Source organism: Roseomonas elaeocarpi (genome assembly GCF_042433915.1).
Classification (GTDB): domain Bacteria; phylum Pseudomonadota; class Alphaproteobacteria; order Acetobacterales; family Acetobacteraceae; genus Roseomonas; species Roseomonas elaeocarpi.
On the sequence record NZ_JBHLUN010000010.1, the window covers coordinates 190,761 to 203,556 of the forward strand.

General features: G+C 72.0%; 12 protein-coding genes. 8 read left to right on the forward strand and 4 right to left on the reverse strand.

From position 1 onward, the window contains the following. Positions 1-63: 63 nt before the first annotated feature. The 6 genes from ACFFGY_RS15580 (at position 64) to ACFFGY_RS15605 (ending at position 6,850) form a co-directional block, all read left to right on the forward strand. Positions 64-714 carry a TetR family transcriptional regulator gene (locus ACFFGY_RS15580; RefSeq protein WP_377045423.1) on the forward strand — a complete coding sequence of 217 codons (651 nt, stop codon included), beginning with the start codon at positions 64-66 and terminating at the stop codon, positions 712-714. 159 nt (positions 715-873) lie between these two features. Continuing rightward, positions 874-2,112, forward strand: coding sequence for an HlyD family secretion protein (locus ACFFGY_RS15585; RefSeq protein WP_377045424.1), 1,239 nt, complete (start codon positions 874-876; stop codon positions 2,110-2,112). After that, positions 2,109-3,689, forward strand: a complete 1,581-nt coding sequence (locus ACFFGY_RS15590; RefSeq protein WP_377045425.1) for a DHA2 family efflux MFS transporter permease subunit — start codon at positions 2,109-2,111, stop codon at positions 3,687-3,689. Before ACFFGY_RS15585 ends, ACFFGY_RS15590 begins: the two co-directional genes overlap by 4 nt. A 5-nt stretch (positions 3,690-3,694) precedes the next feature. Then, a complete protein-coding gene (locus ACFFGY_RS15595) occupies positions 3,695-5,404 on the forward strand; it encodes an efflux transporter outer membrane subunit (protein WP_377045426.1) in 1,710 nt (569 codons plus the stop codon). 193 nt (positions 5,405-5,597) lie between these two features. Beyond that, positions 5,598-6,368, forward strand: coding sequence for a RadC family protein (radC, locus tag ACFFGY_RS15600; RefSeq protein WP_377045427.1), 771 nt, complete (start codon positions 5,598-5,600; stop codon positions 6,366-6,368). Between the two features lie 134 nt (positions 6,369-6,502). Beyond that, complete coding sequence (locus ACFFGY_RS15605; RefSeq protein WP_377045428.1) at positions 6,503-6,850, forward strand: hypothetical protein; 348 nt, start codon at positions 6,503-6,505, stop codon at positions 6,848-6,850. Between the two features lie 116 nt (positions 6,851-6,966). Here the strand turns inward: ACFFGY_RS15605 and ACFFGY_RS15610 are convergent, their stop codons facing one another. From ACFFGY_RS15610 to ACFFGY_RS15625, 4 genes are all read right to left on the reverse strand, one after another. Continuing rightward, on the reverse strand, positions 6,967-7,581 hold the full coding sequence (locus tag ACFFGY_RS15610) for a hypothetical protein (protein WP_377045429.1): 615 nt from the start codon (positions 7,579-7,581) through the stop codon (positions 6,967-6,969). Between the two features lie 35 nt (positions 7,582-7,616). Then, positions 7,617-8,279 (reverse strand): TerC family protein, encoded by a 663-nt coding sequence (locus tag ACFFGY_RS15615; RefSeq protein WP_377045430.1) that lies wholly within the window; start codon positions 8,277-8,279, stop codon positions 7,617-7,619. Positions 8,280-8,878: 599 nt separating this feature from the next. Beyond that, on the reverse strand, positions 8,879-9,541 hold the full coding sequence (locus ACFFGY_RS15620) for a TerC family protein (protein WP_377045431.1): 663 nt from the start codon (positions 9,539-9,541) through the stop codon (positions 8,879-8,881). A gap of 122 nt (positions 9,542-9,663) precedes the next feature. Further along, on the reverse strand, positions 9,664-9,930 hold the full coding sequence (locus tag ACFFGY_RS15625; protein WP_377045432.1) for a DUF1127 domain-containing protein: 267 nt from the start codon (positions 9,928-9,930) through the stop codon (positions 9,664-9,666). A gap of 90 nt (positions 9,931-10,020) precedes the next feature. Here ACFFGY_RS15625 and ACFFGY_RS15630 point away from each other — a divergent pair, with 90 nt between their 5' ends. After that, positions 10,021-11,394, forward strand: coding sequence for an aminotransferase-like domain-containing protein (locus ACFFGY_RS15630; RefSeq protein WP_377045433.1), 1,374 nt, complete (start codon positions 10,021-10,023; stop codon positions 11,392-11,394). A 329-nt stretch (positions 11,395-11,723) separates the two neighbouring features. Continuing rightward, a complete protein-coding gene (locus ACFFGY_RS15635; protein WP_377045434.1) occupies positions 11,724-12,746 on the forward strand; it encodes an LLM class flavin-dependent oxidoreductase in 1,023 nt (340 codons plus the stop codon). Positions 12,747-12,796 lie beyond the last annotated feature (50 nt).

Consider the following 12,796-nt stretch of genomic DNA (forward strand, 5'->3'; position numbering starts at 1 on the left):
TGGCCTCCGCCGCGCGCCTCCCATACATTCGCGACTGTAGGGATAAAGGGAGACCCAGGCTCTTTGGCGCGGCACACCAAGGCACAGGCGGAGCAGACGCGCGAGGACATCCTCGACGCCGCCGAGCAGGTCTTCTTTGACCGGGGCGTGGCACGCTCCACGCTGGAGGAGGTCGCGCGCGTGGCCGGCGTCACGCGCGGCGCGGTGTACTGGCACTTCCGCGACAAGCTCGACCTGTTCCTGACGCTGAGTCAGCGCGCCGAGCTGCCGCACGAGGACCTGCTCGCCCGGCTGGTGGCCGAGCCCACGCTGGACATGTTCGACGAGCTGCAGCGCGTGGTGCGGGCCACCACCGCCTGGATCGCCAGCGACCTGCGGCACCGCCGGATCCTCACCATCCTCTACCAGCGCTGCGAGTACGTGGACGAGATGGCCCCCGCCATCGAGCGCCTCCGCAAGGCCGATGCGGAGCTGGTCCAGAAGCTGACCGAGATCTTCGCGGTGGCCGAGGAGCGCAGCCTCCTCGCGCCGCCCTGGAACAAGAACACCGCGGCCCATGCCATGGCGCGGCAGTTTCGCGGCGGCATGATGCTCTGGCTGCATGACCCGGCCACTTACCCCTTGGGAGACGAGGGGCTGCGCAGCGTCTGCACCCTGCTGCGCTCCATGCGCGGCGCGGACCGCCCGTGTACGACCTCGGACCAAGCCGGCTGAACATGTGCGGCCTGCAATGCTGCTCAACGAAGCTTGTGTTCCATACATTCGCGTCGGTACGTAAACCCTGTTGCCAACGGATGAGCCGTCCCCTGGCGATTCCACCCCGCGAGGTTCCCCGTGGCTGATCACGATCAAGCAGAAACCCACACCCATCCGATGAGCGACAACCGGGTGCGTGCCGAACACCATGCGGAGCCTCCCCGCACGCGCGCCAAGGTACGCCGCAACGGCTCCGACGACGACCGTTCCGGTGACGGCAAGTCGGGTGACAACAAGTCGGGCGACAGCAAGGGGAATGGCGACAAGTCGGGGGATAACAAGGACGCCGGCAAGGACCAGAAGAACGGCAACGGCAACAAGAAGAAGAGCAAGCTGCCGATCATCATCGGCATCATCGTCCTTCTGCTCGCGATCGCGGGCGGCGCCGTTTACTGGTTCCTGACCCGCAACCTCGTATCCACCGACGACGCCTATACCGAGGGCCGCGCCATCACGGTGGCACCCCAGGTGGCGGGCTACGTGACCGAGCTCGCGGTCACGGACAACCAGTTCGTCCATGCCGGCGACGTGATCATCCGCATCGACCAGCGCGACTACATCGCGCAGCGCGACCAGGCGGCCGCCAACCTCGAACTCGCGCAGGCGCAGCTCCACTCGGCGCAGATCGACCTCGACATCGCCCGCGTGCGCTACCCGGCCGAGCTCAAGCAGGCCGAGGCGCAGCGCGCCGCGGCGCGCGCCAACCAGGCGCAGGCGCAGTCCGACTACCGCCGCCAGCGCAGCGTCGACCCGCGCGCCACCACCCAGACCAACATCGACACCGCCAACGCCGCGCTGCAGAGCAACACCGCCCAGGTCGCCCAGGCCGACGCGCAGGTGCAGGTGGCCAGCCTGACGCAGCAGAACATCCAGATGGCCGAGGCCGTGGTGCGGCAGCGCCAGGCGCAGGTGGACCAGGCCAAGGCCTCGCTCGCTCAGGCGGAGGTCAACCTCAGCTACACCGTAATCCGCGCGGCGCAGGACGGCCGGGTGACGCGCCGCAACGTCGAGAAGGGCGCCTACCTCCAGCAGGGGCAGAGCGTGATGTCGCTGGTCACCCCTGAGGTCTGGGTCACCGCGAACTTCAAGGAAACCCAGCTCGACGGCATGAAGGCCGGCCAGAAGGTCGATCTCGAGGTCGACGCCTATCCCGACCTGAAGCTGCACGGCCATGTCGACAGTTTCCAGATGGGCTCGGGCGCCCGCTTCAGCGCCTTCCCGGCCGAGAACGCCACCGGCAACTTCGTGAAGATCGTCCGCCGCGTGCCGGTGAAGATCGTGATCGACGGCGGCCTGCCCAACAACATGCCGCTGCCGCTGGGCATCTCGGTGGTGCCCACGGTCACCGTCGAATGAGCGGCTCGGCGGGTTCCTCGCGCGGCTGGAAGCCCAGCTTCAACCCCTGGCTGGTCACCATGGTGGTGACCATGGGCGCCTTCATGGAGGTGCTCGACACCACCATCGTGAACGTGTCGCTGCCGCACATCGCGGGCTCCATGTCGGTCTCCAACGACGAGAGCACCTGGGCGCTGACCACCTACCTGGTCGCCAACGGCATCGTGCTGACCATCTCGGGCTTCCTGAGCCGCTGGCTCGGCCGCAAGCGCTACTTCATGATCTGCCTCGGGATGTTCACGCTCTGCTCGCTGGGCTGCGGCATCTCCACCGAGTTCTGGCAGCTGCTGCTGTTCCGCGCCTTCCAGGGCTTCTTCGGCGGCGGCCTGCAGCCGACGCAGCAGAGCATCATCCTTGACACCTTCCCGCCGGAGAAGCGCGGCACCGCCTTCGCGGTCACCGCGCTCGCCATCATCGTGGCGCCGATCCTGGGGCCGGTGGTGGGCGGCTACCTCACCGACACCTATTCCTGGCATTGGATCTTCCTGATCAACATCCCGATCGGCGCGCTGGCGCTGTTCGGCACCGCCACCGTGGTCGAGGACCCGCCCTGGGTGACCGAGGAGTCCAAGAAGCCGGTCCGCTTCGACTATATCGGCCTGGGCTTCATCGTGCTGGGCCTGGCCGGGCTCGAGCTCGTGGCCGACCGCGGCGAGGACTACGACTGGCTCGGCTCCAACTTCATCCGCATCGCGGCCGTCTTCGCCACGATCGGTTGGGTCGGCGGCATCTACTGGTTCCTGTACAGCAAGAACCCCATCGTCAACCTCAACGTCTTCCGCGACCGGAACTTCACGCTGGGCTGCGCCCTGATCTCGCTGATGGGCTTCGCGCTCTACGGCTCGGCGGTGATGATCCCGCAGCTGGCGCAGCAGCAGCTGGGCTACACCGCCACCTGGTCGGGCCTCGTGCTGGCCCCCGGCGCGGTGCTGCTGGTGATGCTGATCCCCGTCACCGGCCGGCTGATGGGCTTCATCCCCGCCAAGTGGCTGATCGTCTTTGGCGGCCTGTGCCTGTCGGCCTCGTTCTACTACTCGCACTTCCTAGTGCCGGACATGAGCTTCCGCTCGCTGGTGATCATCCGCGCCTCGCAGACGGTGGGCCTGGCCTTCCTGTTCGTGCCGATCAGCACCATCACCTACGCCACCCTGCCGCGCGCGCTGAACGGCGATGGTACCGCGCTGTTCTCGATGTTCCGCAACGTGCTGGGCTCGCTCGGCATCTCGATCTCGACGGCGCTGATCACCGACCACGAGCAGATCCGCAACGCGCACCTGGTGAAGTACATGTCGCCGCTCTACGAGCCCTACAACACGACGCTCCAGGAGATCCAGCGCGGGCTGATCAGCAACGGCGTGTCGGCGGGCGCCGCGATGGAGCAGGCGACCTCGCAGATGTACCAGCAGCTGCAAACCCAGACCGCGGTGCTGGCCTATTCCGACACCTTCCTGATCGTGGCGGTCTTCGCGGCCCTGATCATCCCCTGTGCCCTACTGCTCACGGGCAAGAAGGTTCAGGGCGGCGGCGGAGCGCATTGAGGACCATGACCTTGCTGACCTCCTTCCGTTCGGCGCTCCTGCTGGGAACGGCGCTGGCGCTCGCGGCCTGCAGCGTGGGCCCGGACTTCAAGCCGCCGGTCGCCGACGCGCCGGGTGCCTACGCCGACGCGGCGCGCGCGAACAGCCCCACCATCACGCTGCAGGCCGATCCCGACCCGCGCTGGTGGACGCGCTTCAACGACCCCGTGCTGACCTCGTTCGTCGAGCGCGCGATCCGCGGCAACCTCGACCTGCAGCAGGCGGTGCTCCGCATCGCCCAGGCGCGCCAGAGCGAGGCCCAGGCGCGCGCCGCGGGCCTGCCCTCGATCAACGCCAACGCCTCCTACACCCGGCAGCAGCTGGGCCTTCGCGGCATTCTCGAGGACCGCGACGTCTTCGGGCAGATCAGCCGCAACGGCGGCAGCAACAGCGACACGATCAACGACGCGCTGAACGGGCTGACCCAGCCGGTCAACCTCTTCCAGGCCGGCTTCGACGCGAGCTGGGAGCTCGACCTCTTCGGCCGCGTCCGCCGTTCCACCGAACAGGCCAACGCCCAGACCCAGGCCCAGCGCGAGGCCGCCAACGACGCGCTGGTCTCGCTCGAGGCCGAAGTGGTGCAGGCCTATGCCAACGTGCGCGGCGCCCAGGCGCTGGCGCAGTCGCAGCGCGAGAACGTCGCCACCGCGCAAGGGGTGCTGGACCTCGTGCAGCGCCAGCGCCGTCAGGGCCTCGTCACCGAGCTCGACGTCGAGAACCAGCGCTCGCAGCTGTTCAACTACCAGGCGCAGCTTCCCACCTATGAGCGGCAGCTGCGGCAGGCGATGAACCGCCTGAGCCTCCTGCTCGGCCAGGCGCCGGGCTTCGTGGACCAGGAACTCGAGACCGGCGCCCCGATTCCGCCCACGCCGCCGGTGGTGGCGGTGGGCGTGCCCGCCTCGCTGGCCCGCCGCCGCCCCGACATCCGCCAGGCCGAGGCGCGGCTCCATGCCGCCACCGCCGGCGTCGGCGTGGCCGTGGCACGCTTCTACCCGGACATCTCGCTGACCGGCAGCCTCGGCACCCGCGCGGCGGATTTCAGCTACCTCACCAACTGGTCCAGCCACTTCTACGCACTGGGCCCCAGCATTTCGCTGCCGATCTTCCAAGGCGGCTCGCTCACCGCGGGTCTGCGCCTCGCCCGCGCGCAGGAGGCTGAGGCGGCGCTGGCCTACCGCTCCACCGTGCTGAACGCGCTGAGTGAGGTGGACAACAACCTCGTGGCCTACCGCACCGACCGGGCGCAGCGTGACAGCCTGCAGCAGACGGTGAACGCCTCGCAGACCGCGCTGGGCCTGGCGCGCGAACGCTACGAGCACGGGCTGTCCTCGTTTATCGACGTGCTGGATGCGCAGCGCACGCTGGTCGCGGCGCGGCAGCAGCTGCTCCAGGCGACGCTGACGCTGACCACCGACCTCGTGGCACTCTACAAGTCGCTGGGCGGCGGCTGGGAAGGCGACACCCTGCCCACCGTCACCGCCATTCCCCCGCCGGGCGGCGGCACACCGATCGAGAGCCTGTCGCCCGACAGCATCGCCGGCGTGGACAAGCCGGGGCGCCCCGTGCCGCTCTCGCCCGGCGTCGGGCCGGAAACCCCGAACGCCCCGGCGGCACCGGTCGCGACGGCGCCGGTTCCCGCCATGGGTACGGCCATCGTCCCCTACCCGACGCGCTGAAGTTTTCCGCCCGGGTCCGGACACCCGAACCGTGATTCCCCGGGCCCGTGGTCAGAGGATCACGGCCCGGGCCACGGCTGCGGGTCTGGCCCTCAGGGTCGGGCTCCGTCGTCACGGCCCATCGCCAAGGCCCAGGCCGTGGCGCAGCGCGGCGCGCCGTGGTGAGATGCTGCGGCACGGAAGGGGGACAGGCATGGCGAGGAAGCCGGGACTGGCCGAGGCAGGACCGCTGTTCCACCTCGATCCGACGCCGCCCGCGAGCTTCGCGCTCTCCCCGCAGCCCGGCCCCGCCAGCCCGGAGGGCCACCGCAAGCGCCTGCGCGAACGCCTGCTGCGCGGCGGTGCCGAGGCCCTGGCCGATTACGAGCTGCTGGAAATGCTGCTCTTCGCCGCCATGCCGCGTGCCGACACCAAGCCGCTGGCCAAGGCGCTGATCGCCCGCTTCGGCTCCTTCGGCCAGGCGGTCTCGGCGCCCGAGCCGGCGCTGCGCGAGGTCGCCGGCGTGGGCGACGCGGTGCTGGCCTCGCTGCGGCTGGTGCGCGCGGCCGCGCTTCGCCTGCTGGCCGAGGAGGTGCGCGAGCAACCGGTGCTCAGCAACTGGGACCGCCTCACCGCGTATCTCGGCGCGGTGCTGTCGCGCGAACCCGTGGAACAGTTCCGTGTGCTGTTCCTCGACACGCGCAACCGCCTCCTGGCCGACGAGGCCCAGGGGCGCGGCACCGTCAACCACACGCCCGCCTACCCGCGCGAGATCCTCCGCCGGGCGCTGGAACTCGGCGCCACCGCGATCATCCTGGTGCACAACCATCCCAGCGGCGATCCCACCCCGTCGCGCGCCGACCTCGACACCACCGCCGAGATCGCGCGCGCCGCGACGGCGCTGGGCGTGGCGCTGCACGACCACCTGATCGTGGGCGGCACCCGCACCCTGAGCTTCCGGCGCGAAGGCCTGCTCGGGCGCTGAGGCACCACGCGCCGAGGAAAACGCGCCGAGGAAAACGCGCTGGGCAAACCGCGCCGGGAACGGGCGGCAGGCCACGCCGGCGTGATCCCGGCGAAGCGTTGCTTTTGCGCGGCGCAGCGCACAACCTCGCGGCCATGCGACGCGCCCTTCCCCTCGTGCTCCTGCTGACCGCCCTCGTTGCGGCGGGTCCGGGCGCGGCCCTGGCGCAGAAGCCACCGCCGCTCGACGCCCCTGATGGCGCCGCAGGCCCGGCGCCGGAACGCCCGGCGACCCGTGTTCCCGACCTGCCCGGCAAGCCGCCGGCGCTGCCGCCCGGTGCCTCGGGCCGCGGAACACCCGCGGCGCGCACGCCGCGCAACACCCGTCCCGCGACGCCGCCTGCGCAGGGGCGCCCCGCGACGCCGACGGATCAGCCCCCGGCCGCGACGCCGCCCACCGGCAAGCCCCTGCCTGCCCCGGGACCGGGCGAGCGCGAGGCCTGAGCCCGCGGCCGCCACCCGTCACCACGGGGCATGGCAGGGAGGCGGCACCACGAGGCAACACCATCGGGCGACCCAACACCGCCCGGCCGCGCACCGCGCGCGGCGCGGTCCCCGCCTCAGGACCGCAGCGCCGCCGTGATCGCCTGGGTGAAGCGCACCGCGTCCACCGCGGCCTCGCCCTCGCCCACGGTGGTCACCTGCACCCGCAGGAACCGCCCGCCGGCCGAGGCGAGGCAGAGCTGCCGCTGCACCGGGCTGCGGCCGAAGCGGCCTTCCAGTAGGGCGCAGCGCAGCGGCCCGCCCTGCGGCGTCGGATAGGTGGCGCGCGACACCTCGCGGAAGGAACGGCCGGTGGTTTCCCGCGACAGCCCCGTGGCGTCGCGCACCGTGTTGTCCAGCTCGGCCGACAGCCGCGCGGCGTTCACCCCCGGCAAGCCACGGTCGAAGATCGAGACCTGCGCCGCCACCGTGCGCGAGGGCGTGGCGTAGTCCACGGTGCGGGCATCCTGGCCGAGTGCCGGCGCATCCACCGCCCCGCCGCGCACCATCCCCTCGGCCGAGGCCGGCAGGCGGCGCAGCAGCTCCGCCACCGCCGGGCGCGGCGTCGCGGTCGGCGTTTCGTCCGGGTCGGCGCCCGCCAGCGTGCCGGGCTGGGCGCAGCCGGCCAGCAACGCCAGCACCAGCCCCAACGCCGGGATCGCGGAGCGACGCCCATCCTGGGGGCGGACCATGTCCTGAACCCCGCGTCCCGCCGGATGCCGGCGCCTCACGGCGCGTGCCCCGTGGTGGCGGGTGCCGCGACGTGGCTGGCACCGGGCAGCGGCAGGTCGAGATGCAGCGCGGCGTTGGCGGCGATGCCGCCTTCCCACAGCAGCTCCAGCCCCACGTAAAGGATCAGCGCCACGCCGATATAGGCGATCCAGCGGAAGCGATCGAGCAGCCGCGCCAGCAGCCCGCCCAGCAGGCCCATCATCACGATGGAGATCAGCAGCCCCACCACCAGCAGCGGCAGGTTGTCGTGCGCCACCGCCGCCACGGCCAGGACGTTGTCGAGGCTCATGGACACGTCGGCGAGCACGATCTGCCACAGCGCCTGCATCAGGGTCTTCTCGGCCACGGGCTTGCCGCCACCATGTGCCTCGTCCGCCTTGCTGCGCAGTTCCCGCCAGAAGTTCCAGGCGATGTAGAGCAGCGCCAGGCCACCCACGAGGTCGATCCACCACAGCGACAGCAGCAGGCTCGCGAAGATCGAGAACACCACGCGCAGCAGCGCCGCGGCGATGATGCCGAACAGCACCGCCTTGCCGCGCTGATGCGCCGGCAGGCCCGCGGCGGCGAGGCCGATCACCACGGCATTGTCGCCGCTCAGCACGATGTTGAGCCAGATGATCTCCAGCAGCCCGGGCAGTGACCCGGTCAGCGCTTCCATGCGTCCATTCCCTCAAGCCCCGGGGCCGGAACTGGCCCCTTCCCGGCAGCGGGACGCGATGCGCGCGAAGGCGTTCGGCCGCGCGGCCGGCGCTGGGGCGCCGCCTGGCCGGACAGGCCCCCGCCCCGTCCCGTCCGCCCGCGCGGATTGGCGGCAGTCTAGGGCTTGGCCGGGAACAGGTGAAGCCGGGGACAGCTGTTGTTCATCTGCGCACCATCCCCGACCCTCGGCCCGGGATGCGAAACGACGCTGCCGGGAGGCCGCCCACCGCGCCCGGCGTCAGCGCCGGCGCGTGCCGGTGCGCCGGGTCGCGGGCCACGGCGCCAAACCCTGCCGGCGCCCCGTGGCCCTGGCCGGGCCTCGGTCGGGGGATCTCGGCGGCGGGGCCTCCGGCGGGCCGCCTTGGCGGAGAGCCTTCAGTGGCCAGCCTCCCGGTGGGTGGCCTTAGCGGAAAGCCCTCAGCGGCCAGCCTCCCGGTGGGTGGCCTCCGGTGGGCGGCCCCCGGTGGGCGGCCCCCGGTGGGCGGCCTCCGGCGGACGGCGCTGGTGGACGCCCCACGATGGACGGCCTCCAGTGCGCCATCCGTCGCGGGGCCCCGGTCAATGGGCGGCCGGCGCCGCCGCGACGGGCCCGCCGGTGCCGGTCCAGAACTGCAGGTGCGGCCAGAACTCGTGCCACCCTTCCCAGATCATGCTCACCGCCACGTACAGGATCACCAGCAGGCCCACCCAGGCGATCCAGCGGAACCGCTCCAGCATCCGGGCAATGAAGCTCGCCGCCACGCCCATCAGGATCACCGAGATGGCGAGGCCCACCACCAGCACATCGAGGTGCTCCTTGGCCGCGCCCGCCACCGCCAGGACGTTGTCCAGCGACATGGACACGTCCGCCACCAGGATCTGGATGATCGCCTGGCCCAGCGTCTTGCGCGGCGCCCCGGCGGCGGCACCGTTCTGCAGCGCCTCGGCCCCTTCCGCCTGATGCGCGCCGCCGCGCAGCTCCCGGTACATCTTCCAGCAGACCCAGAGCAGCAGCAGCCCGCCCACCAGCGTCAGCCCGGCGATCGCCAGCAGCTGCGTGGTGATCGCCGCGAAGCCGATCCGCATGATCGTGGCGGCGCCGATGCCCCACAGGATCGCCTTGCGCCGCTGGTCCGGCGGCAGCCCCGCCGCCGCCATGCCGACCACGATGGCATTGTCCCCAGCCAGCACGAGGTCGATCAGCAGCACCTGCCCCAGGGCAATCAACCAGTCCATCGTCATCGACGCTTCGCCGCTCCCAGCTCGATCACGCCCGGTTCTGCCGGGGGATCAGGCACCTTCGCTCCGCCCCTTAAACGCTATGCAATGAATCGGCAATCTGTTGCGCCGCCCGCTTCACGCTGTCACGGGCGACGCCCCACGAAGGCAGCCTGCCTGACGGCCACGACAAGGCTCTCGTCCGCCGCGTCATCCCAGAAGGGCCGCGCTGCCTCGCACCGCGCCTGCATCCGCGTCAGCCCGACGTCGCGCAGCTCGTGGTCGGCCATTTCCAGCAGGGCGCGCCGGGTCGACACGTTGCGGTGCCAGCGGCAAAGACGGAGCCAGATCGCCGGGAACGGGTTGCGGACCACCGCATTGCTCCGACCTTCAGCCCTTATTGCTCCGATCATGGCGAATCGTTCCTTATTGCTCCGAACAGCGGTTTGCCACGCTCCACATCGGGGCTTCAACGACGCGATTGCACTCGGTACAATATTCTCATGACGGACTTCCGGACCCTGGCCGACCGCCTCGCCCGCAGCCTCGCCGAGGACCTCGCCGCCGGCCGCCGCCAGCCCGGCGAGCGCCTGCCCACCAGCCGCGACTTCGCGCATCACCAGCGCATCGCCCCCTCCACAGCCTCGCGCGTGTATGCCGAGCTGGTGCGGCGCGGCGTCGCAGTGGGCGAGGTCGGGCGCGGCACCTTCCTGCGCGCCACCGCCGCGCCCGCCGCCGGCCTGCCGCCCGTGCCGGCGCGCGAAGCCCAGGCCGAAGCGATCACCGACCTCGAGATGAACTTCTGCGTCCTGCCCGGGCAGGGCGCGCTCCTGGCCCCCGCCCTGCGGCGCCTGACCGCCCCCGACGCGCTGCAATCCCTGCTGTCGCACGCGGCCGTTGCCGGCGACGAGGCCGCCCGCGCCGCCGCCGCCCGCCTCCTGCGCCGCGACGGCTGGTCGCCCGAGCCCGAAAGCCTGCTCTTCGCCGGCCGCGGCCAGCAGGCGCTGGCGGCCTGCTTCACCGCCCTGATCGCCCCGGGCGAGCGCCTGGGCTTCGAGGGCCTGACCTACTCGCTGGCCAAGGGCGTCGCCCAGCGCCTCGGCATCCTGCCCGTGCCGCTCGCCACCGACGGCGACGGCCTGCGCCCCGACGCCGTCGCCGCGGCGCATGCCGCCCACCCGCTGCGCCTGCTCTACGTGCAGCCGGACCTGCACAACCCGCTCGGCACCACCATGCCCGAGGCGCGGCGCCGCGACCTCGCCGCCCTGTGCCGCGACCTCGACATCCTCGTGGTCGAGGACGCCGTTTACGGCTTCCTGTCGGAGGACATCCTGCCGCCCCTGGCCGCCTTCGCCCCGGACCACAGCGTGCTGGTGGACAGCCTGAGCAAGCGACTCGCCCCCGGGATGACGCTGGGCTTCCTGGTGGCGCCGCCGCGGCTGCGCCCGCGCCTGGCCGCGGCGCTGCGCATGGGCGGCTGGGTCGCGCCCGGCGTCAGCCTCGCCGCCGGCACCGCCTGGATCGAGGATGGCAGCGTGGCGGAGCTCGTCCGTCGCAAGCGCGCGGATGCCCGCGCCCGCAACGCCCTGGCGCGCGAGGTCCTGGGCGGCGGCGGCCTGACCCTGCAGGGCGACCCGCGCGCCTACCACCTCTGGCTGGAACTGCCCGAACCCTGGCGCGCGGAAACCTTCGTGGCCGCCGCCGCGCGGCGCCGCATCGCCGTGTCGCCCGCGGCCGAGTTCGCCGCCGGCCCCGCCCACGCCCCCAACGCCGTTCGCCTGGCGCTCGCCGCGCCCGCCGAGGCGCAGCTGCGCCCGGCCTTCGAGACCCTGCTGGAACTGGCCCTCACCGGCCCCGACGCCGCGGCGGTGGGCTGAGGCGCGGAGCGGCCCGGCAGCCTCGGCAACATAGCCGGTCGCCCGCGGCGCGCCCGGACCACGGAACCCGCCGCGCTGCCATCGCTTGCAGGGTCAGCACGGCATCGCCGGCAGGGTCGCGCCGCCCGTCCGCCTGCGGCCTCCCTGCCCCGCCGCGCCGACCATCCACCCTCCGGCATGACCGTCATTGCCTTCGCTGATGGGGCGACGCCTCCACGCTGCCCCATATTCCCCGGCAACCGAGGCCGCTGCCCGGGCACCCCGGCCCGGACCCGCCTCCCCCTTCTCCGGCGGATCACACCCCCGCCCCCACGGACACACCCCACCTCATGAAGAAGATCGGCTTCCTTTCTTTCGGCCACTGGAACCCCTCGCCCCAGTCCGGCACCCGCTCCGCCGCCGAAGTGCTGCTGCAGTCCATCGACCTCGCCGTCGCGGCCGAAGAACTGGGCGCCGACGGCGCCTACGTCCGCGTCCACCACTTCGCCCGCCAGCTCGCCTCGCCCTTTCCGCTGCTGGCCGCGATGGGCGCCAAGACCAGCAGGATCGAGCTCGGCACCGGCGTGATCGACATGCGCTACGAGAACCCGCTCTACATGGCCGAGGACGCGGGCGCGGCGGACCTGATCAGCGGCGGCCGCCTCCAGCTCGGCATCAGCCGCGGCTCGCCCGAGCAGGTGATCGATGGCTGGCGCCACTTCGGCTACGCGCCGGCCGAGGGCGAGACCGACGCCGACATGGGCCGCCGCCACGCCGAGGTCTTCCTCGAGGTCCTCAAGGGCGAAGGCTTCGCGCGCCCCAACCCGCGCCCGATGTTCCCCAACCCGCCCGGCCTGATCCGGCTGGAGCCGCATTCCGAAGGCCTGCGCGAGCGCATCTGGTGGGGCTCCGGCTCCGACGCCACCGCCGTCTGGGCGGCCAAGCAGGGCATGAACCTGCAAAGCTCCACCCTCAAGGACGACGAGACCGGCGAGCCCTTCCACGTCCAGCAGGCCAAGCAAATCCGCGCCTACCGCGCCGCCTGGGACGAGGCGGGCCACAGCCGCACGCCCCGCGTCTCCGTCAGCCGCAGCATCTTCCCGCTGCTCGACGACCGCGACCGCGCTTATTTCGGCCGCGGCGGGGATGAGGCGGACTCCGTCGGCTTCCTGGGCGGCACCACCCGCGCCATCTTCGGCCGCGGCTACACCGCCGAGCCCGAGGCGCTGATCCGGCAGCTCCGCGCCGACGAGGCCATCGCCGAGGCCGACACGCTGCTGCTGACGGTGCCCAACCAGCTCGGCGTCGAATACTGCGCCCACGTCATCGAGGGCATCCTGAAGCACGTCGCGCCGGCGCTCGGCTGGCGGTAACCGCTCCAGCCACCGCCGCCTTCCCTGGGCGGGAGGCGGCGGCCACGTCC

Excerpts from the sequence above, each read along its gene's own strand:
- ACFFGY_RS15585 (WP_377045424.1), top strand. The coding sequence starts at position 874 with ATGAGCGACAACCGGGTGCGTGCCGAACACCATGCGGAGCCTCCCCGC.
- ACFFGY_RS15590 (WP_377045425.1), top strand. The coding sequence starts at position 2,109 with ATGAGCGGCTCGGCGGGTTCCTCGCGCGGCTGGAAGCCCAGCTTCAAC.
- ACFFGY_RS15595 (WP_377045426.1), top strand. The coding sequence starts at position 3,695 with ATGACCTTGCTGACCTCCTTCCGTTCGGCGCTCCTGCTGGGAACGGCG.
- radC (WP_377045427.1), top strand. The coding sequence starts at position 5,598 with ATGGCGAGGAAGCCGGGACTGGCCGAGGCAGGACCGCTGTTCCACCTC.
- ACFFGY_RS15605 (WP_377045428.1), top strand. The coding sequence starts at position 6,503 with ATGCGACGCGCCCTTCCCCTCGTGCTCCTGCTGACCGCCCTCGTTGCG.
- ACFFGY_RS15610 (WP_377045429.1), bottom strand. The coding sequence starts at position 7,581 with ATGGTCCGCCCCCAGGATGGGCGTCGCTCCGCGATCCCGGCGTTGGGG.
- ACFFGY_RS15615 (WP_377045430.1), bottom strand. The coding sequence starts at position 8,279 with ATGGAAGCGCTGACCGGGTCACTGCCCGGGCTGCTGGAGATCATCTGG.
- ACFFGY_RS15620 (WP_377045431.1), bottom strand. The coding sequence starts at position 9,541 with ATGACGATGGACTGGTTGATTGCCCTGGGGCAGGTGCTGCTGATCGAC.
- ACFFGY_RS15625 (WP_377045432.1), bottom strand. The coding sequence starts at position 9,930 with ATGATCGGAGCAATAAGGGCTGAAGGTCGGAGCAATGCGGTGGTCCGC.
- ACFFGY_RS15630 (WP_377045433.1), top strand. The coding sequence starts at position 10,021 with ATGACGGACTTCCGGACCCTGGCCGACCGCCTCGCCCGCAGCCTCGCC.
- ACFFGY_RS15635 (WP_377045434.1), top strand. The coding sequence starts at position 11,724 with ATGAAGAAGATCGGCTTCCTTTCTTTCGGCCACTGGAACCCCTCGCCC.